The organism is Streptomyces sp. SS1-1 (genome assembly GCF_008973465.1).
In the GTDB taxonomy this organism is placed as follows: domain Bacteria; phylum Actinomycetota; class Actinomycetes; order Streptomycetales; family Streptomycetaceae; genus Streptomyces.
In genome coordinates this window covers 5,726,040-5,744,907 of record NZ_WBXN01000004.1, presented here as the reverse complement: position 1 = coordinate 5,744,907, position 18,868 = coordinate 5,726,040, and the positions used below count along the sequence as shown (strand labels likewise).

The following is an 18,868-nucleotide window of genomic DNA, read 5'->3' as shown; positions in this document are numbered from 1 at the left end:
GCATGAGCACCACGACGACCGAGGAACTCTCGGCCACCACCCTGCTGCGGTTCGCCACCGCGGGCTCCGTCGACGACGGCAAGTCCACCCTGGTCGGGCGGCTCCTGCACGACTCCAAGTCGGTGCTCGCCGACCAGCTGGAGGCCGTCGAGCGCGCCTCCTTGAGCCGTGGCCAGGACGCGCCCGACCTCGCGCTGCTCACCGACGGCCTGCGCGCCGAGCGTGAGCAGGGCATCACGATCGACGTGGCGTACCGTTACTTCGCCACGCCCCGGCGCCGGTTCATCCTGGCCGACACCCCGGGCCATGTGCAGTACACGCGGAACATGGTGACCGGCGCGTCCACCGCCGAGCTGACGGTGATTCTCGTCGACGCCCGCAACGGCGTGGTCGAGCAGACCCGCCGGCACGCGGCCATCGCCGCCCTGCTGCGCGTCCCGCACGTGGTGCTCGCCGTGAACAAGATGGACCTGGTGGACTACCAGGAGTCCGTGTTCGCCGCGATCGCCGAGGAGTTCACGGCGTACGCGCTGGAGCTGGGCGTCCCGGAGATCACCGCCATCCCGATCTCGGCGCTGGCCGGCGACAACGTGGTGGACCCGTCCGCGCACATGGACTGGTACGGCGGGCCGACGTTCCTGGAGCACCTGGAGACGGTCCCGGTCAGCCACGACCTGAGCCACTGCCACGCCCGGCTGCCCGTGCAGTACGTGATCCGGCCGCAGAGCTCCGAGCACCCCGACTACCGGGGCTACGCCGGGCAGATCGCCGCCGGTTCGTTCCGGGTCGGCGAGTCCGTGACCGTGCTGCCGTCGGGCCGTACCTCGAAGATCTCCGGGATCGACCTGCTGGGCGAGCCCGTCGACGTCGCCTGGACCACGCAGTCGGTGACCGTCCTCCTGGAGGACGACATCGACGTCTCGCGCGGCGACCTGATCGTGCCGTCCGCGGACGCGCCCCCGACCTCGCAGGACATCGAGGCCACGGTCTGCCATGTCGCCGACGCCCCGCTGACCGTCGGGCACCGGGTGCTGCTCAAGCACGGCACCCGGACCGTCAAGGCGATCGTCAAGGACATCCCGTCCCGGCTCACGCTCTCCGACCTGTCCCTGCACCCGCACCCCGGGCAGCTCGTCGCCAACGACATCGGCCGCGTCAAGGTGCGCACCGCCGAGCCGCTGCCGGTCGACTCCTACGCCGACTCCCGCCGCACGGGCTCCTTCATCCTGATCGACCCCAGCGACGGCACCACGCTCACCGCGGGCATGGTCGGCGAGTCCTTCGCCTCCCCGGAGCCCGTCAAGGAGGAGCCCGAGGACGACGGGTGGGACTTCTGACGTGACACGTTCCGTGTCCGCCCGCCGCGCCCCGCGCCGGACGCTCGCCGTCCTGGCCGCGCTGCCGCTGCTCGCCCTCGCGGCGTGCGGCTACGGCTCGCGGGCCGAGGACTCCGGCGAGCACGCCGTCGCCGGGGCGCCCAAGGTGGACGGCCTGGACTCGGTGCGCATCGGGTACTTCGGGAACCTGACCCACGCCACGGCCCTGGTCGGCCGGCACGAGGGCCTGTTCCAGCAGGAGCTGGGCGGCACCCGGGCGGAGTACGCCACGTTCAACGCCGGTCCGTCGGAGATCGAGGCGCTGAACTCCGGCTCGATCGACATCGGCTGGATCGGCCCCTCCCCCGCCGTCAACGGGTACGTCAAGGCGCGGGGCAAGAACCTGCGGATCGTGTCCGGTTCGGCGTCGGGCGGCGTCAAGCTCGTCGTGGACCCGGAGAAGATCACGTCGTTGAAGGACGTCAAGGGCAAGCGGATCGCCACCCCGCAGCTCGGCAACACCCAGGACGTCGCGTTCCTCAACTGGGCCAAGGACCAGGGCTGGAAGGTCGACGCCGAGAGCGGCAAGGGTGACGTGTCCGTCGTCCGCACCGACAACAAGATCACCCCGGACGCCTACAGGTCCGGTTCGATCGACGGGGCGTGGGTGCCCGAGCCGACCGCCTCCAAGCTGGTCGCCGAGGGCGGCAAGGTGCTGCTCGACGAGTCGAGCCTGTGGCCCGGCGAGAAGTTCGTGATCACGAACGTCGTCGTCTCGCAGCGCTTCCTGAAGGAGCACCCGAAGGCCGTCGAGGCGGTCCTGCGCGGCTCCGTGAAGGCGAACCGCTGGATCACCGCCCACGAGGGACGGGCGAAGGCCGCCGCCAACGCCCAGCTGGAGGCCGACACCGGCAAGCCGCTGCCCGCCGCCGTCCTCGACCCGGCGTGGCGGTCCCTCGCGGTCACCGACGACCCGCTGGCGGCCACCCTGCGCACCCAGGCCGGTCACGCGGTCCAGGCGGGCCTGCTCGGGTCGCCCGACCTGACCGGCATCTACGACCTGGGCCCGCTGAACAAGGTCCTCAAGGCCGAGGGCGCACCCGCGGTCGACGACGCCGGTCTCGGCGCCGAGTAGCCCCATCCGCCGAGCAAGCCCATCCATCGACTTCCCAGGAGGTGACGACCATGGCCACCGCCCTCGCCACGGCCGCCGGCACGGACGCGTCCGTCGAGCACGCCGCACGGATCGAGCACGTCTCGAAGTCCTTCGCCGGCCCGGCCGGGCAGCAGCTCGTCCTCGACGACATCACCCTCGACGTCGCCCCCGGCGAGTTCGTCACGCTTCTCGGAGCCTCCGGCTGCGGCAAGTCGACCCTGCTCAACCTGGTCGCCGGCCTCGACCGGCCCAGCGCGGGCACCATCACCACCGACGGCCGCCCCGCCCTCATGTTCCAGGAACACGCCCTGTTCCCCTGGCTGACGGCGGGCAAGAACATCGAACTCGCGCTGAAGCTGCGGGGCGTGGGCAAGGCCCAGCGGCGTGAACGCGCCGAGGAACTGCTCGAACTGGTCCGTCTGAAGGGCGCGTACGGCAAGCGGGTGCACGAGCTGTCCGGCGGTATGCGTCAGCGCGTCGCCATGGCGCGGGCGCTCGCGCAGGACAGCCGGCTGCTGCTGATGGACGAGCCGTTCGCCGCCCTGGACGCCATCACGCGGGACGTGCTGCACGACGAACTGACCCGTATCTGGCGGGAGACCGGCGTGTCCGTGCTCTTCGTGACGCACAACGTCCGGGAGGCCGTGCGGCTGGCCCAGCGGGTCGTGCTGCTGTCCTCGCGTCCGGGCCGGGTGGCCCGGGAGTGGACGGTCGGCATCCCGCAGCCGCGCCGCATCGAGGACACCGAGGTCGCCGAGCTGTCCCGGGAGATCACCGAAGAACTGCGTGGGGAGATCCGCCGCCATGGCCAGCACTGAGACGACCGCCGCCAAGGACGGCACCGATCTCGCCGGACTCGAGGCGGGCCTGGACGCCCTGGAGACGGCGGACGGCGGCGGTGGCCGTACGCCGTTCCGCAGGACGCTGACACAGAAGGTGCTGCCGCCGGCCGTCGCCGTCGTGCTGGTGCTCGCGCTCTGGCAGTTCCTGGTGTCGTCCGGGATCGCCGACGACCCGACCAAGCTGCCGCCGCCGGCCGCCGTGTGGGACGAGCTGCGCGAGTCGTGGCTGGAGGGCACCCTCCACCAGTACATCTGGACGTCGGTCTCGCGCGGTCTGCTCGGCTTCCTGCTGGCGCTCGCCATCGGCACCCCGCTCGGGCTGATCGTCGCCCGGGTGCGGTTCGTGCGCGCGGCGATCGGGCCGATCCTGTCCGGGCTGCAGTCGCTGCCGTCCGTGGCGTGGGTGCCGCCCGCCGTGATCTGGCTCGGCCTGAACGACCGCATGATGTTCGCGGTGATCCTGCTGGGCGCGGTGCCCTCGATCGCCAACGGGCTGGTGTCGGGCGTCGACCAGGTGCCGCCGCTGTTCTTGCGGGCCGGCCGCACGCTGGGTGCGACGGGCCTGAAGGGCACCTGGCACGTGGTGATGCCGGCCGCGCTGCCCGGCTACCTCGCCGGTCTGAAGCAGGGCTGGGCGTTCTCCTGGCGGTCGCTGATGGCCGCGGAGATCATCGCGTCCTCCCCCGACCTGGGCGTGGGCCTCGGCCAGCTCCTGGAGAATGGCCGCAACACCAGTTCCATGCCCATGGTCTTCTTCGCCATCCTGCTCATCCTGGTCGTCGGCATCGCCATCGACCTGCTGATCTTCAGTCCGCTGGAGCGCCGGGTGCTGCGCGGCCGCGGTCTGCTGGCAAGGAGCTGAACTCCCGTGTCCCAGCCGGTCCTCCTCGTCGTCGCGCACGGCAGCCGTGACCCACGGCATGCCGCGACCGTGCACGCCCTCGTCCGGCGGGTGCGCGCGCTGCGTCCCGGTCTGCGCGTGGAGACCGGGTTCCTGGACTTCAACGTGCCGTCCGTGGGGGGCGTGCTGGAGTCGCTGGCCGCCGAGGGCGTCCGGGACGTCGTGGCGCTGCCGCTGCTGCTGACGCGCGCCTTCCACGCGAAGGCCGACATCCCGGCGGTGCTGCGGGAGGCGCCGGCGAGGCTGCGGATCCGGCAGGCGGAGGTCCTCGGCCCGTCGCCGCTGCTCCTCTCCGCCCTGGAACGGCGGCTGTACGAGGCGGGCCTGACGCCCGCCGACAAGTCCTCGACCGGGGTCGTGCTGGCCTCGGCGGGGTCCACCGACCCGGAGGCGATCGCAGTGATCGCAGAAATCGCGCGGGAGTGGCGGCACACCGGTTGGTGCGCCGTGCGGCCTGCGTTCGCCTCCGCCGCCCTTCCCCGCACCGAGGACGCGGTCCGCGAACTGCGCGCCCTCGGCTGCGCACGGGTGGCCGTGGCACCGTACGTCCTGGCACCGGGCCGCCTCCCGGACCGCATCGCGCGGGGCGCGACGGACGCGGACGTCCTCGCGGACGTGCTGGGAGCGGCCCCCGAGGTGGCCCACCTGCTGCTGCACCGCTACGACGCGGCGCGAAGGCCGGTACTGACGGCGCTGGGCGCCTGAGCCCTGCGGGGGCGGCCGGCCTCGTCCGCACGCACCCGTGGCACCGTACGTCCTGGCACCGGGTCGACTGCCGGACCGGATCACGCGGGGCCCGGCCGACGCGGGCGTGCTCGGGGTGGCGCGGCTCCTGCTGGACCGGTACGCCCCGGCCTCAGCCCGGCCAGTCCGCGCCGTGGCGCCGCACGTGCCGACGCCGGGCCAAATCGCGCGGCGCGGCGGGCGCGGTCATGCTCGAGGTGGTGCGCCTGCTTCTGCACCGCTACGACGCGGCCCGCAGACCGGTCTTGACGGCTGCCGCCTCGTTCGCGCCACCCGACGACGCCGGACATCCTGTCACCGGGCCGGCACCTCAGCCCGGCCAGCCCGCGCCTTGGCGCCGTACATGCCGACGCCGGGCAGGGTCGTGCGGCGCGCGGCAGAGGCGGACGCATCTCGGGGTGGCATGCCCTTACGGGCGGCGCTCGGCGCCGGAGGCCGGGTCAGCCGGCCGTGTGGGCGGTCGCCTCGTCCGCGCGCCGTACCAGTTCCGCCACCGGCATCGACCCCGGCTCCCGGTGTTCGCGCGCGAAGGTGGCGGCGAGGTGCTGGAGGAGTTCGTTCAGGGGGGTGGGGACGCCGTGCAGGCGGCCCAGGAGGGTGATCTCGCCGTTGAGGTAGTCGGACTCGATCGTGCCGGTGCCCCGGGCGAGGGACTGCCAGGAGGAGCCGCCGCCGCGTGGGACGCCGTCGAGGGGGACGAGGGTGACCTTGTCGCCGCGGACGGCCCGCTGCTCCTCGGGGGTGGCGTACGCGATCCCGGCGGCCTCCAGGGCGGCCCTGCCCTCCTCCTGCACCCGCCCCAGCAGGGCCATGGCCTCGTCGCCGGCGACGGGCCCGGTCAGTGCCTCCACGGCGTTGCCGAGGTTGGCCAGCAGTTTGGCGTACTGCCAGCGCCCCACGTCGGGCACGACCGGTGCCTCGAAGTGGGACTTCTCCAGGTCGGCGGCGATGCGCCGGGCGGTCTCGTCGGTGCCGTGCGGATGGCGGCCGAGGTGGAGGATGCCGGTCAGGGGCGCGCCGGCGGCGGAGACCACGCCCGGTTCGACGTAGGTGCAGGGCAGCCAGACGCAGACGCCGTACACCCGCCGGAACAGCCGCAGGGCCAGTCGCTGGCTCTCGACGCCGTTCTGCGCGCAGACCAGGGGCAGCCGTTCGGCGGCCGTACCGCCGCCCGCGACCGGTGCCGGGCCCCAGGCGCGCACCGCCGCCTCGGTGTCCTGGGTCTTCACGGCGAGGACGAGGACGTCGTCGGGGCGCAGTTCCCCGAGGGCGTCCGGGCCGTCGACGACGGGTATGCGCAGGATCAGCTCCCCCTCGGGGACCCTGAGCCGCAGACCGTGGTCCCGTAGGGCGTCGTGGTGGGCGCCGCGCGCCACGAGGACGACCTCGTGCCCGGCTTCCGCGAGCCGTCCGCCGACGACGCCTCCGACGGCTCCGGCCCCGATGATGACGTAGCGCACGCTCATGCCTCTTCCCCGCCGTACGGCGTTCCTTGGTGGAAGTACATCTGCCACCCCGCGTCCGTCCGCCGCCACAGCGAGCTGCGGTGGACGCGGAGCCCGTCGCGTTCGGTGTCGAAGACGAGGTGGACGACGTCGGGGGCGAGCCGGGCGCCCCGGAGGGGCGAGGTGACGACGTACCGGTGCGGGTCGGTGTCCAGGGGCAGCCGGGCCATCGTCGACGCCCGGTCCCAGAGCCGGCCGGAGGAGCCCACCTCGTGGAACTCCGGGTGCAGCAGGGCCCCGAGGAGTTCCGGGGAGCGGCGGACCTCGGGGTCCAGCAGTCTCAACTCGCCCTCGACGGCCGCCTGAACGGCGGGGTCACGGTCAGGCACCGGTCATCTCCACGAGTTTCACGACGGTGTTCCAGTTGCGGCTGGTCGCGATCAGGCCCTTGGTGAGCCGGGGGCGCGCCAGGGCCTCGGCGAGCTTGGAGCGGCCGAGGCCGTCCGGGGCGTACAGGTACAGCGCGCGGTCGCCGAGCCGGAACTCCTCCGGCAGATACGCCGCCGGGTCGATCTCGGCGAAGCGCGCGGCGTCCACCGGCGCGGAGAAGTAGGTGACGTGGAGCTGCCTGCCCTCCAGGGTGTCCGCGGGGAACGGGCAGGCGTCGGCGACGGTCTTCAGATAGGCGTGGTCGCGGACGATCACGTCCACGGGGAAGCCGAAGCGCTTCTCGATCGCCGCGGTGATGTCGGCGGCGAGGGAGTCCTCGTCGCCGTGCGCGGCCGTGAACACGGCCTGCCCGCTCTGGAGGTGGGTGCGGACGCCGTCGAGTCCGAGGCCGGTCAGCAGGGCGCGCAGGTCGGCCATGGGGACCTTCCGGCTGCCGCCCACGTTGATGCCGCGCAGCAGCGCCGCGTACGTCGTCGTCATCCGGCCACCTTATGGCGGTGCGCGGGCGTTCGTACGGCCGTCGTGCCCCGTGGGGGTGGGCACGACGGCCGCAACCGTAAGTTACTTACCGGTCAGCACGAAGCACAAGCGCCGGCGTCCCGGTCGTCCCCACTCGTCCCGGAAGTCGATCCCTGATCGATGTCCCCGACCGCCCGGGATAGATGTAAGGGGCCGCCGTCCTCCCCTGAGCGGAGCTCCCGGCGTACGAGGGGATGAGGTCCGCCCGCCGCACTTCACCGGGCAGCACGACGAGACCGTTCCGCCCCGGCCATAGCGTCGAGAGACGAAAGGTGACGGCAGGGGGTCGTCGCCGCGACCACAGGGGGCAGGCCCTCATGGGGAACACGAAGACGCGAGTGCGGGGGCTCGCCGCTCGCGCCGGCGGCTGGAGCGCCCGGCATCGATGGACCGCCGTCGGGATCTGGGTGCTGTTCGTCGCCCTGGCGATGGGCCTCGGTTCCGCGGCGGGCCGGGTCGACGTGACGGACAGCGACCAGCTCAAGGGGGAGACCCACACCGCCGCCCGGATCATCGAGGACGCGGGCATCGAGGAGCCGGCCGGTGAGACCGTCCTGATCCAGGCGAAGGACAAGTCCCTCAAGGCCACCGACCCGGCGTTCCGCGACGCGGTCGACGCGGTCGTGAAGGCGGTGCAGGGCACCGGCGAGGTCCGGGACGTGACGTCCCCGTACGACACGAAGACCATCTCCGAGGACGGCCGCAGCGCCCTGGTGCAGTTCGACATGCGCGGCGACTCCGACACCGCCGGCGAGCGGGTCGAGCCCGTGCTGAAGGCCGTCGAGGAGGTCCAGAAGGACCACGGCTCGCTGCGGATCGAGGAGATCGGCGGCGCCAGCATGATGAAGACGTTCGACGACGCGTTCGGGGACGACTTCCAGAAGGCCGAGTACTCCGCGGTTCCGGTGGCCCTCGGCATTCTGCTCATCGCCTTCGGCGCGCTGGTGGCGGCGCTGCTGCCGGTGCTGCTGGCCATCACCGCGATCATGGCGACGATGGGCCTGATGGGCATCGTCAGCCACGTCATGCCGATGTCCGACACCGCGAACTCCGTGATGCTGCTGGTGGGTCTGGCCGTCGGCGTCGACTACTGCCTGTTCTACCTGCGCCGCGAGCGCGAGGAGCGCGAGGCCGGCCGGGACGCGCAGACGGCCCTGCGGGTCGCCGCCGCCACCAGCGGCCGCGCGATCATCGTCTCGGGTGTCACGGTGTGCGTGGCGATGGCGGGCATGCTGTTCACCGGTCTCGCCGAGTTCGAGGCGATGGGCCTGGCCTCGCTGATGGTCGTCGCGGTCGCCATGGTCGGTTCGGTCACCGTGCTGCCGGCGCTGCTGTCCCTGCTGGGTGAGCGCGTCGAGAAGGGCAGGATCCCGTTCCTGCACCCGCAGAGCCGGTTGCGCCGTGACAAGGGCCGGGCGAACCGGGAGAGCCGTTTCTGGTCGGCCGTGCTCAAGGCGGTGCTGGCCCGTCCCGTCGTCTCGGTCGTGGTGGCCGCCGGCGCGCTGCTCGCCGTCGCCGCGCCCGCGGTCGGCATGAAGACCCAGAACCTCACGCTGGACCAGGAGTTCGGCGACTCGCTGCCGATCGTGCAGACGTACAACCGGGTCAACGAGGCGTTCCCGGGCGGCTCCGAGCCGGCCGAGGTCGTCGTCAAGGCGGACGACATCAACGCGCCCGAGGTGAAGTCGGCGCTCGCCGCCTTCCGTGAGCAGGCGGTCGGTTCGGGTGCCTCGCGCGGCCCGGTCGACATCAGGCTGCACGACGCGCAGAACGTCGCCTTCGTCTACGTCCCGCTGGTGGGCGGCTCCGACCTGGACAAGGCGGGCGCGAGCCTCGACAAGCTCCGTGACGAGGTCCGCCCGGCCACCCTCGGCAAGGTCGACGGCCTGGAGGCGCCGATCACCGGTCAGGTCGCGGGGTCGAAGGACTTCAACGACCAGCTGGCCGGAGCGGTCGTCCCGGTCTTCGCGTTCGTCGTGGTCTTCGCCTTCGGTCTGATGCTGCTGTCCTTCCGGTCCCTGACGATCGCCGCCACGTCGATCGTGCTCAACCTGCTGTCGGTGGGCGCGGCGTACGGCATCCTGGTCGCCGTCTTCCAGCACGGCTGGGGCGCCTCCCTGGTGGGCGCGGAGGGCGTGGGCGCCATCATCACCTGGCTGCCGCTGTTCCTCTTCGTGATCCTGTTCGGCCTGTCGATGGACTACCACGTGTTCGTGGTCTCGCGGATCCGTGAGGCGCGGCTGCGCGGCCGCACGACGAAGGACGCCATCCAGCACGGCGTGGTCACCACGGCCGGCGTCGTCACCAGCGCCGCCGTCATCATGGTCGCCGTCTTCGCGATCTTCGGCACCCTGTCGATGCAGTCCATGAAGCAGATGGGCGTGGGCCTGGCGGCGGCGGTCCTGATCGACGCCACGATCATCCGGGGCGTCCTGCTCCCGGCGGTGATGGCACTGCTGGGCGAGCGCAACTGGTACCTGCCGAAGTGGCTGCACCGCCTCCCGGACCTGACCCACGACGAGTCCCCGGAGGCCGTGGCCCAGCCCCCGGCCCGGGACGACGAGGGCGAGCGCGTGCCGGTCTGACCCGCCCGGCCGTCCGGACACCGGGGCCCGCCGACTCCTCAGGGAGCCGGCGGGTTCCGCCGTGTCATGCCCAGGCGCGGGCGGCGTCCAGCTCCGCCTCGATCAGGTCGGCGGCCCGTCGGGTGCCGCCCTCCTGGGCCATCTCCGTCTGGATGTCCTTCAGGCTGCGGGCGACCTCGGGGTCGGCGGTGAGGGCGAGGGCCGTCTCGCGCAGGACCTCCGCGGTGGCCTCCTCGGTCGGGATGTGCCGGGCGACGCCGAGGGCCTGGAGCATGTCGGCGTTGCCGAACTGGTCGACGGCCTGCGGTACGGCGATCATCGGGGTGGCCGTGGCCAGGCCCTCCTGGCTGCCGCCCGCGCCGGCGTGGGTGACGAACAGGTCGGCCTGCCGGAGGATCGCCAGCTGCGGGACCCAGTCGCGCACCTCGACGTTCGCCGGGATCTCCCCGAGCTCGGCGGGGTCGACGTGCCGGCCGACCTGGAGCACGAGGTGCCAGCCGGGCAGTCCGGCGAAGGCCCGCACGCACTCCCGGTAGAACGCCGGCTGCTTGGTGAACGACGAGCCGAGGGAGACGAGCGCGACCTTCTCGGCGCCGGCCGGCCGCCGCCAGTCGCCCTCGGCGGTGCGGTCGCCCTGGCAGGCGCCGACGAAGGAGTACACGCGCTCGTCGACCCGGTCGGCGTTCGGCTGGAGGGCGCGCGGGATGAGGACGATCGAGCGGTCGGGGCGGCCGGCGAACGGGTCGGGGTGCAGATCGACGCCGTTCTCCTTCAGCCAGTTCTCGAAGCGCCGGTAGTACGCCTGCCCGCGCTCCGTCTTCTTCGGTTCCGCCCACATGGGCTCGGCGATCTCCTCCTCGTAGCCCTCCCAGGCGACGAGGTTCGGGGACAGCGAGACGGCGGGCACGCCCCAGCGGTGGGCGAGGACACGGGCCGGGTAGGAGGTGATGTCGTGCAGGACGAGGTCGGGCTCGTCGCCCTCGTACGCCTCGGTCAGCTGCGGGAGGGCCTGGATCGCGTCGGCCAGGAACGGCTCGACGTTGTCCAGCAGGGTGCTCCCCCACGCCTCCGGGTCGGCGTCGGGGCCGGGCAGCGTGGAGTTCCAGAGCTTCGGCTCGGCGCCGGTCGCGGCGACCTTCTCGGCGAGGGCCGGCGGGATGGCGTAGGTGACGCGGTGCCCGCGCGCCACGAGTTCGCGGATCACCTCGAGGCTGGGGTTCACGTGGCCGTGGGCGGCGATGGAGAACATGGCGATGTGCGCGGGACTGGTCATGGGCAAGACCCTAGCGAGACGATACGTCTCGTGCAATCTGAATTCATGACGTCGGCGGCTCCGTGAACCGCGTTCACGAGCTCAGCACCTCGTGCAGCCTCAGCCAGGTCCACGGCGGCACCTCCCCCACCAGGACGTCCCGGTCGAGCCCCGCCGCGCGGAACGCCGCGTCCACGCGCCGCCTCGGCCGGGCCCGCCGCAGCGAGGCGTGCAGGGAGCCGCCGACCCCGGAGAAGCCGAGCTCGACCAGTTCCCGCCAGCCCGCGTACGCGCCGGGCGCGAGCAGCGGGGTGCGGCGCCGCTCGATACGGACGATCCCGCCGTCCACCCGGGGCACGGGCCGGAAGCTGCGGCGCCCGACCCGTCCGGCCAGCCGCCACTCGTGCCGGGGCCAGGTCAGCACGGTCAGCCGAGTCCAGCCGCCGTAGTCGCCGGTGCGCTTGCGGGCGTACTCCAGCTGGGTGAGCAGGGTGGCGTCGGTGAGGTGCGGGGCCCGCAGACACCACTCGACGACGTCGGCGGTACGCGAGAAGGGCACGTTCCCGGCGACGGAGAACGGTGTGTGCGGCGCCCTCGCCCGCAGGAAGTCCTCACCGAGGACGCGGACGTGCGGGGTGCCCGCGAACCGCGCGCGCAGGCCGGGGACGAGCCGCGGGTCGATCTCGTAGGCGAGGAGGCTGCGGCAGCGCGGTGCGAGCAGCTCGGTCAACGCGCCGTGCCCGGCGCCCACTTCGAGCAGCAGCGGGACGGGGCGGTCGTGGGGCGCGGCGAGCCGGGCGAGCTGTGCGGCGGCGGCGCGGTCGGCGAGGAAGTTCTGCGAGAGCGCGCGGGAAACGCGACGGGGGCGGGCCATGGCCTGCGGTCCTTGTCTTCCGTGGAGAGGGAGAAGGGCAGCCGAACGCCCTGACCGGAAGACAGGAGAGAGAAGGAGGGGACAGCGGGTCCGCGCGCGATCAGCGGGCGGTGCGGCTCCCCGGGCCGGTCAGGGCTCCGGGGCCACGGCGCCTCCGTACGGAGTGCGCACAGCCCCGGCCGTGACCGGTGCGGGTGATCGCGTTGTTCGCTGCCATGGACCGCACGCTAGGCAGGTGCGCGGCCCGTGCGCAAAGGGATTTCCCGTCAGCGCTGGTAGCGGGCGAGGACCAGGTTGCCGTCGCGTTCCAGGCGGGTGCGCAGCTCGGCGAGGCCGATGGCGCCGCTGTAGTACTCCTGGAAGGCCGGGGTGGCGACCTTGTCCTTGAACTCGGGGTAGCCGCGCACGGACTGGGCGGGCGCCGGGCGCAGCCGGCTTGCGAGGGCCGTACCGGTGGCCCAGTCGTGCTCGGTGGTGTGCAGGGCCGGGTCCTTCAGGGCCTCGGTGCCGGTCGGCAGCATCCAGTCGCCGAGCGCAAGCCGCACCATGTTCCGCGGGCGCAGCAGGAAGTCGATGAACGCGGCGGCCTCCTCGCGGTGCGGGCTGTCCTCGGCGATGGACAGGGTCTGCGGGCTGACGCCCTGGGTGAGGCCGTCGGCGCCGGCCGGGGCGGGCAGCACCCGCCAGTGGAAGCCCTCGGGGGCCTGCTGCACGATCTGCTGCCGGTAGGAGAAGCCCAGCGGCACCATCGCGTAGCGGCCGCCGAAGAAGCCGGGCAGGGTGTCGGAGCCGCCGCTGCCGAGGGTGCTCGGGGAGGCGCTGCGGTCGGTGGCGACCTGGTCGTGGACGGTGCGCGGCATCACCGCGTCGCCCTCCTCGAAGCGCACGGTCACCTTGCCGTCCGGGCCCCGGTGGAAGAGCTTTCCGCCCGCGGACAGCGACAGGTTGAGGCTGACGGAGACGGGTTCCTTCAGCGGCCAGGCGACCCCGTACCGGCCGTCGCCGCTCAGCCGGTCGGTGACCTCCCGGAACTCCCGCCACGTCCACGGGTGTTCGGGGGTGGGGATGCGCACACCCGCCTCGTCGAGCCGGTCGGCGTTCGCGATGAGCACGCGCGGTTCCTGGAGGAACGGCACGCCGTAGACGCCGTCGCCGAAGGTCGTCGTCTCCCAGCTGTGTGGGGGGATGTCCTTCGTGAGCCGCTCGGGCAGGAGGCCGGACAGGTCGGCGAGGTAGCCGCCGTAGGCGAAGTCGGCGAGGTCGTCGGAGGCGTCGTGGATGATGTCCGGTGCCTCGCCGCCCTCGAAGGAGGTGAGGAGCTGGTCGTGGACGCTGTCCCAACTTCCCTGTACGTACTCGACCTTGACGTCCGGGTGGGTGGCGTTCCACTCCGCCACCAGCTCCTTGTTGACCTGGACGGACTCCTCCTGCCAGGCCAGTGACTGGAAGCGCAGGGTGATCGGCCCGTCCGGGTCGGCGTCCCCGGCGCAGCCGGCGGCCAGCAGGGCGAGGACGAGCACCCACAGCAGTCGCGCGCGCATCAGCTCTTCACCGCCCCGGTGAGCATGCCGCCGGTGATCCGGCGCTGGATGAGCGCGAACACCACCAGGGACGGCAGCGTCGCGAGGAACGCGGCGGCGGCCAGCGGCCCGAGGTCCGCGACGCCCTCCGCGCCGATGAAGTGGGTGAGGACGACCGGGAGGGTCTGCTTCTCCGGGGTCTTCAGCAGCACCAGCGCGAAGAAGAACTCGTTCCACGCGGTGACGAACGCGAACAGGGCCGTCGCCACCAGGCCGGGCGCGAGCAGGGGCGCGGTCACCGAGACCAGCGTCCGCAGCCGCCCGGCGCCGTCGACCGCCGCCGCCTCCTCCAGTTCGCGCGGCACCGCGCGGACGTAGCCGACGAGCATCCAGAGCGCGAACGGCAGCGCCCACACCACGTAGACCATGACCAGCCCCGTCATGGAGTCGATCAGCCGCAGGTTCTTCAGCACCAGGAACAGCGGGATGATCACCAGGACGAGCGGGAACGCCTGGCTGACGACGACCCAGCCGGTCGCGGCCCGCGCGAGCCGGGTCCGCCGGCGTGCCATGACGTACGCCATCGGGGTCGCGAGGAGCACGGCGATCACGGCGGTGCCGAGGGCGGCGGCCAGGGAGTTCAGGGCGGCGTCCAGGAGGGGCTGTTCGTCGAACGCCTGCCGGAAGTTGGCGAGCGTCGGGTCCTCGGGGATCCAGGTGGGGTGCAGACGGGCCAGTTCCCGTGGGGGTTTGAAGGCGGTGGAGACCAGCCACAGGAAGGGGAACGCCAGGAAGACGAGATAGGCGAGCAGGGCGGCGTACTGTCCGGCGCGGCCGGTCCGGCTGGTCCTCATGCCGCCTCACCGCCCCGGAGCCGGCCCGCCAGGAGGACCGCGAGCAGCACCGAGACCGCCGCGACCATCACGCATCCCATCGCCGCCGCGTAGCCGAACTGCCCGTACCGGAACGCCTCTTCGTAGGCGAAGAGCATCGGCAGCCGGGTGCGGCCGCCCGGGCCTCCGCTGGTGAGGACGTACACCAGGGCGAAGGAGTTGAAGTTCCAGATGAGGTTGAGCGCGGTGATGGACAGGGCCACCGGTCTGAGCGCGGGCCAGGTGACCGTGCGGAAGCGGCGCCAGGCTCCGGCGCCGTCGACGGCGGCCGCCTCGTGCAGTTCGCGCGGGGTGTTCTGCAGGCCGGCGAGCAGGGCGACCGTGGTGGTGGGCATCCCGGCCCAGACGCCGACGACGACCACCGCGGGCAGGGCCGTGCCGAGTCCGCTCAGCCAGTCCCGGCCGTCGCCGAGGCCCAGGTCGCGCAGGGTCTCGTTGAGGATGCCGGCATCGGGGGCGTAGACCAGCCGCCACATGACGCCGACGACGACCTCGGGCATGGCCCACGGGACGATGGCGAGGGCGCGGGCCAGCCAGCGCAGCCGCAGGTCCTGGTTGAGCAGCAGGGCGAGGCCGAGGGCCAGCAGGAACTGCGGCACGGTGACGGCGACGGCCCAGACCAGGCCGATACGGAAGGACTCCCAGAACAGCGTGTCGTGCAGCAGGTCCTGGAAGTTGAGCCCGCCGATCCACCGGGTGGCCTCGGTGCGTCCGGACTGGGCGTCGGTGAAGGACAGCAGGATGCCGTACAGCAGCGGGCCGACGCTGAGGATCAGGATGGGCAGGAGCGCGGGCAGCACCAGGAACCAGGCGCCGCGGTCCGTGACCCGCCGTTCCCCGCCGGGGCGGGGCGCGCGGGCGGCCGGCCTCTCGGCCTCGGTCACCGAGGTCACGGCATCAGCCCCTTCGCACGGCTCGGACGGCCTCGTCATGGTCGTGAACGCGCCGTACCCCGTCAAGACCGCTCGCACGCGGCCGACCTGTGGAAATGCGAGACTGGGCGCGAATGGCGGGAATGCGTCCGCCGTTCACGAAGGCGTACGACCCCACGGAGGCGGGCGATGGACGAGGCACGGGCGCGCGAGGTACTGGCGGCGGCGGGGGTCCTGTCCGTCCCGGCCGGGGACGCGCGGCTGCTGTCCCTCGGGGAGAACGCTGTGTTCGCCGCCGGCGACCTGGTCGTCAAGGTGGGCCGGGACGCCGAGCTGCTGGAGCGGGCGCGGCGGGAGTTGCGGGTCGCGGTGTGGCTGGCGGAGGAAGGGGTTCCCGCCGTCCGGGCCGCCGCCTCCGAGGCGCTGTTGGTGGACGGGCACCCGGTGACGGTGTGGCACCGGCTGCCGGACGCCGTACGGCCCGCCGAACCCCGGGACCTGGCCGCGCTGCTGCGGATCGTGCACGCCCTGCCCGCGCCGCCGTTCGCCCTGCCGCCGCGTGAGCTGCTGGGCGGCGTGGAGCGCTGGCTGCGGCTGGCGGGCGACGCGATCGACCCGGCGGACGCCGCCTATCTGCGGGAGCGCCGGGACGGCTTCGCGGAGGCCGCCGCGCGTCTGACGCCCCGTCTGACGCCGGGCCCGATCCACGGGGACGCGCTGCCCCGCAATGTGCACGTCGGCCCGGACGGGCCGGTGCTGGTCGACCTGGAGACCTTCTCCGCGGATCTGCGCGAGCACGACCTGGTGGTCATGGCGCTCTCCCGCGACCGGTACGGACTGCCCGGGGCGGCCTACGAGGAGTTCACGGACACGTACGGCTGGGACGTGCGCGAGTGGGACGGCTGCGCGGTGCTGCGCGGCGCCCGCGAGACGGCGAGCTGCGCCTGGGTGGCCCAGCACGCCCCGGGCAACCCGAAGGCGCTGGAGGAGTTCCGGCGGCGGGTGGCGTCCCTCCGGGAGGGCGACGAGACGGTGCGCTGGTACCCGTTCTGACGCGGTCTCAGGCGGTCCGCTCCTGGATCGAGCGGGCCGCGCCCACGAGTTCGGCGAGGACGGTGCGGACCGCCTTCCGGGCCAGCCGCTCCGGGCGGTGGAGGGCGTCGATGTGCCGTCGCGCCTGGACCCCGCTCAGGGGGCGCAGGGTCAGGGCGGGGTGGGGGCGCACGGTCCAGCGGGGCATCAGGGCGATGCCGCCTCCGGCGGCGACGGCCTCCGCCACCACCGCGAACTCGTTGATGCGATGGGCCAGGTGGAGCCTGCGTCCGGCGGCCGCCGCGATGGCGTCGATCGTCGCCATCACCGGGAAGCCGTCGTGCACGGTGATCCACGGCTCACCGGCCACGTCGTGCGGGGTGACCCGACGTTTCGCGGCCAGCGGATGCTCCTTGGGCATGGCCACGTCCAGCGGTTCGCGCAGCAGGGTGGTCACCGTGACGGTGTCCGGCCAGGGCGGGGCGTGGTCGAGGCGGTGCCCGAGGACGATGTCGTACTCCCGCGTCAGGCGCGGGAAGTCCTCCTGCGGCACGTCCTGGTCGGCGAGTCTCGGCACCGGCCGCCCGGGGGCGGCGAGGGCCCGCAGCAGGAGCGGGAAGAAGGCTCCGGCCGCGCTGTGGAAGGCGGCGACCGACACCTCCCCGCCGGGGCGTTCCACGAACTCCTCGACGCTGCCCCGGGCACGCGCCAGCGCCGTCTCCACCTCCACGGCCGCGCCCGCCAGCGTCTGCCCGGCGTCGGTCAGCACCAGCCGCCGGCCCTGCCGCTCGGTGAGTGGCACCGGGACCGCACGCTGGAGCAGCCGGAGCTGCTGGGAGATCGCCGACGGGGTCACCAGCAGGGCCTCGGCGACGGCCGTGACGCTGCCCAGCTCTCCGAGCTCGCGAAGGATCCTCAGCTGCCGTTCGTCCATGGCCTCAGTGTAGGAGTGCTAAAAGATCGCTGAAGAAACTGATACTGGGCTTCATGGACGTTCCGGTGCACGGTGGGGTGCATGTCCGACGTCCGCCGCACCGACGCGGTACTCCTTCTCGTCGCGCTGGTCTGGGGCTCCAGTTATCTGTCCGCCCAGACGGCCACCGCCGCGCTGCCCGTCCTGCTCGTGCTGTTCGTCCGCTACGCCCTGTCCGCCGTCACCTGCCTGGGGCTGGCCGCGGGGAGCCGGCGGGGGCCTCGGCTGTGGACCCGCGCCGAACTGCGCGCCGGGCTGCCCCTGGGGCTGACCCAGGCCGCCGTCCTCGTCGTCGAGACGTACGGCGTCGCGCACACGAGCGCCGCCAACGCCGGGCTCATCATCAGCCTGACCATCGTCCTCACCCCGCTCCTCGACCGCGGCGGCCGGCGCGGCCCGCTGCCCGGCGCGTTCTTCGCGGCGACCGGCGTCTGCGTCGTCGCCATCGCCCTGCTGATGTCCGGCAACGGCTTCCACGCGCCGCGCTCCGGCGATCTGCTGATGCTCGGCGCCGCGCTGATCCGGGCCGGACACGTCGTGCTCGTCGGGCGGCTGACCTCGGGACGGGCCATCCGGCCGCTGCATCTGACGACCGTGCAGACCCTCGTCGGCACCGCGCTGTTCCTGCCGGTCGCGGTTCCCGAGTTGCCCGAGCTGGGCGGCGCGGACGCCGCGACCTGGGCGCAGCTCGCGTATCTGGCCCTGTTCTGCTCGGTGTTCGCCTTCCTCACCCAGACCTGGGCCGTGCAGCGCACGTCCGCGAGCCGGGCGAGCCTGCTGCTGGGCACCGAACCGGTGTGGGCGGTCGCCGTGGGCGTGGCGCTCGGCGGCGAGCGGCTCACCGCGCTCACCGGTCTCGGGGCGGCCCTGATGGTCGCCGGCACCTACTGGGGGCAGGCGGTGGAGCGCGAGCACCGCCGCGCCCCGGAACCCCCGCCGTCCCTCCCCCACCCCGTCAGCGAGGACCCCGTATGCCCGAGCACGACCTCGACCTCTCCTCCGTCCACGGCACGTACGAGCGCCTGATCGCGCTGCTCGACTCCGCCGGGGTCCCGTACCGGCTCGTGGACCACGAGCCGGAGGGCGCGACCGAGGCAGTCTGCGCCCTGCGCGGGCACCCGGCGTCCGAGGCCGCGAAGTGCCTCGTGCTGCGGGTCAAGGTGGACCGGCGCACGACCCGGCATGTCCTCGCCGTGGTCCCCGGGGACCGGCGGGTGGACCTGGACGCCGTCCGGACGCTGTACGGGGCCCGCTACGCCGGGTTCTGCGACTCGGCGACCGCGCAGCGGCTGGCCCGCGCCCTTCCCGGCACGGTCCTGCCGTTCAGCTTCGACCCGGATCTGGAGCTCGTCGCGGACCCGGAGGTCGTCGCCCGGCCGAGGCTGTACTTCAACGCGGCCCGGCTGGACCGCTCGCTGTGCCTCTCGGGCGCGGACTACGGGCGGCTGGCCGAGCCCCGCGTCGAGCGGATCGCGACACCGGAGGCGGGCTAGG

At 73.1% G+C, this 18,868-nt stretch carries 18 protein-coding genes; 9 read left to right on the top strand and 9 right to left on the bottom strand.

Features of this window, described 5'->3' with window-relative positions:
• Nucleotides 1-2 precede the first annotated feature (2 nt).
• The 5 genes from F8R89_RS27675 to F8R89_RS27655 are packed head-to-tail and all read left to right on the top strand — an operon-like array spanning nt 3 to nt 4,920.
• The gene (locus F8R89_RS27675) at nt 3-1,337 is read left to right on the top strand and encodes a sulfate adenylyltransferase subunit 1 (RefSeq protein WP_151786488.1); all 1,335 of its coding nucleotides are present in this window, start codon (nt 3-5) and stop codon (nt 1,335-1,337) included.
• A gap of 1 nt (nt 1,338) precedes the next feature.
• Complete coding sequence (locus F8R89_RS27670) at nt 1,339-2,451, top strand: aliphatic sulfonate ABC transporter substrate-binding protein (protein WP_413251270.1); 1,113 nt, start codon at nt 1,339-1,341, stop codon at nt 2,449-2,451.
• 50 nt (nt 2,452-2,501) lie between these two features.
• A complete protein-coding gene (locus F8R89_RS27665; protein ID WP_151786487.1) occupies nt 2,502-3,290 on the top strand; it encodes an ABC transporter ATP-binding protein in 789 nt (262 codons plus the stop codon).
• Nucleotides 3,277-4,176, top strand: a complete 900-nt coding sequence (locus F8R89_RS27660; protein WP_151786486.1) for an ABC transporter permease — start codon at nt 3,277-3,279, stop codon at nt 4,174-4,176. The genes F8R89_RS27665 and F8R89_RS27660 overlap by 14 nt, the downstream gene beginning before the upstream one ends.
• Before the next feature lie 6 nt (nt 4,177-4,182).
• Entirely contained in the window at nt 4,183-4,920 is a 738-nt protein-coding gene (locus F8R89_RS27655) for a sirohydrochlorin chelatase (RefSeq protein WP_151786485.1), read from the top strand.
• 479 nt (nt 4,921-5,399) lie between these two features.
• On the opposite strand, the gene F8R89_RS27650 is transcribed toward F8R89_RS27655, so the two are convergent.
• Genes F8R89_RS27650 through F8R89_RS27640 form a run of 3 tightly spaced genes read right to left on the bottom strand, consistent with a single transcriptional unit; the run spans nt 5,400 to nt 7,334 of the window.
• Nucleotides 5,400-6,419: a ketopantoate reductase family protein gene (locus F8R89_RS27650; RefSeq protein ID WP_151788309.1), complete on the bottom strand. Its 1,020-nt coding sequence runs from the start codon at nt 6,417-6,419 to the stop codon at nt 5,400-5,402.
• Between the two features lie 2 nt (nt 6,420-6,421).
• Entirely contained in the window at nt 6,422-6,793 is a 372-nt protein-coding gene (locus F8R89_RS27645) for a DUF4440 domain-containing protein (protein ID WP_151786484.1), read from the bottom strand.
• Entirely contained in the window at nt 6,786-7,334 is a 549-nt protein-coding gene (locus F8R89_RS27640; RefSeq protein ID WP_151786483.1) for a DUF1697 domain-containing protein, read from the bottom strand. The genes F8R89_RS27645 and F8R89_RS27640 overlap by 8 nt, the downstream gene beginning before the upstream one ends.
• 356 nt (nt 7,335-7,690) lie before the next feature.
• On the opposite strand from F8R89_RS27640, the gene F8R89_RS27635 reads away from it, so the two are divergent.
• Nucleotides 7,691-9,958 (top strand): MMPL family transporter, encoded by a 2,268-nt coding sequence (locus tag F8R89_RS27635; RefSeq protein ID WP_151786482.1) that lies wholly within the window; start codon nt 7,691-7,693, stop codon nt 9,956-9,958.
• Nucleotides 9,959-10,022: 64 nt separating this feature from the next.
• On the opposite strand, the gene mgt is transcribed toward F8R89_RS27635, so the two are convergent.
• From mgt to F8R89_RS27610, 5 genes are all read right to left on the bottom strand, one after another.
• Nucleotides 10,023-11,231, bottom strand: a complete 1,209-nt coding sequence (gene mgt, locus F8R89_RS27630) for a macrolide-inactivating glycosyltransferase (RefSeq protein ID WP_151786481.1) — start codon at nt 11,229-11,231, stop codon at nt 10,023-10,025.
• Nucleotides 11,232-11,304: 73 nt separating this feature from the next.
• Complete coding sequence (erm(V), locus tag F8R89_RS27625) at nt 11,305-12,084, bottom strand: 23S rRNA (adenine(2058)-N(6))-methyltransferase Erm(V) (RefSeq protein ID WP_151786480.1); 780 nt, start codon at nt 12,082-12,084, stop codon at nt 11,305-11,307.
• Nucleotides 12,085-12,350: 266 nt separating this feature from the next.
• Nucleotides 12,351-13,625 carry an ABC transporter substrate-binding protein gene (locus F8R89_RS27620; protein WP_151786479.1) on the bottom strand — a complete coding sequence of 425 codons (1,275 nt, stop codon included), beginning with the start codon at nt 13,623-13,625 and terminating at the stop codon, nt 12,351-12,353.
• Nucleotides 13,625-14,458 carry a carbohydrate ABC transporter permease gene (locus tag F8R89_RS27615; protein ID WP_151786478.1) on the bottom strand — a complete coding sequence of 278 codons (834 nt, stop codon included), beginning with the start codon at nt 14,456-14,458 and terminating at the stop codon, nt 13,625-13,627. Before F8R89_RS27615 ends, F8R89_RS27620 begins: the two co-directional genes overlap by 1 nt.
• A complete protein-coding gene (locus F8R89_RS27610) occupies nt 14,455-15,390 on the bottom strand; it encodes a carbohydrate ABC transporter permease (protein WP_151786477.1) in 936 nt (311 codons plus the stop codon). The genes F8R89_RS27615 and F8R89_RS27610 overlap by 4 nt, the downstream gene beginning before the upstream one ends.
• A gap of 168 nt (nt 15,391-15,558) precedes the next feature.
• Between F8R89_RS27610 and F8R89_RS27605 the strand changes: the two genes are divergently transcribed.
• On the top strand, nt 15,559-16,422 hold the full coding sequence (locus tag F8R89_RS27605) for a phosphotransferase enzyme family protein (protein ID WP_151786476.1): 864 nt from the start codon (nt 15,559-15,561) through the stop codon (nt 16,420-16,422).
• Between the two features lie 7 nt (nt 16,423-16,429).
• Here the strand turns inward: F8R89_RS27605 and F8R89_RS27600 are convergent, their stop codons facing one another.
• On the bottom strand, nt 16,430-17,335 hold the full coding sequence (locus tag F8R89_RS27600; RefSeq protein WP_151786475.1) for a LysR family transcriptional regulator: 906 nt from the start codon (nt 17,333-17,335) through the stop codon (nt 16,430-16,432).
• An 81-nt stretch (nt 17,336-17,416) separates the two neighbouring features.
• Here F8R89_RS27600 and F8R89_RS27595 point away from each other — a divergent pair, with 81 nt between their 5' ends.
• Entirely contained in the window at nt 17,417-18,400 is a 984-nt protein-coding gene (locus F8R89_RS27595; protein ID WP_151786474.1) for a DMT family transporter, read from the top strand.
• Entirely contained in the window at nt 18,346-18,867 is a 522-nt protein-coding gene (locus F8R89_RS27590) for a YbaK/EbsC family protein (RefSeq protein ID WP_151786473.1), read from the top strand. The genes F8R89_RS27595 and F8R89_RS27590 overlap by 55 nt, the downstream gene beginning before the upstream one ends.
• Nucleotide 18,868 lies beyond the last annotated feature (1 nt).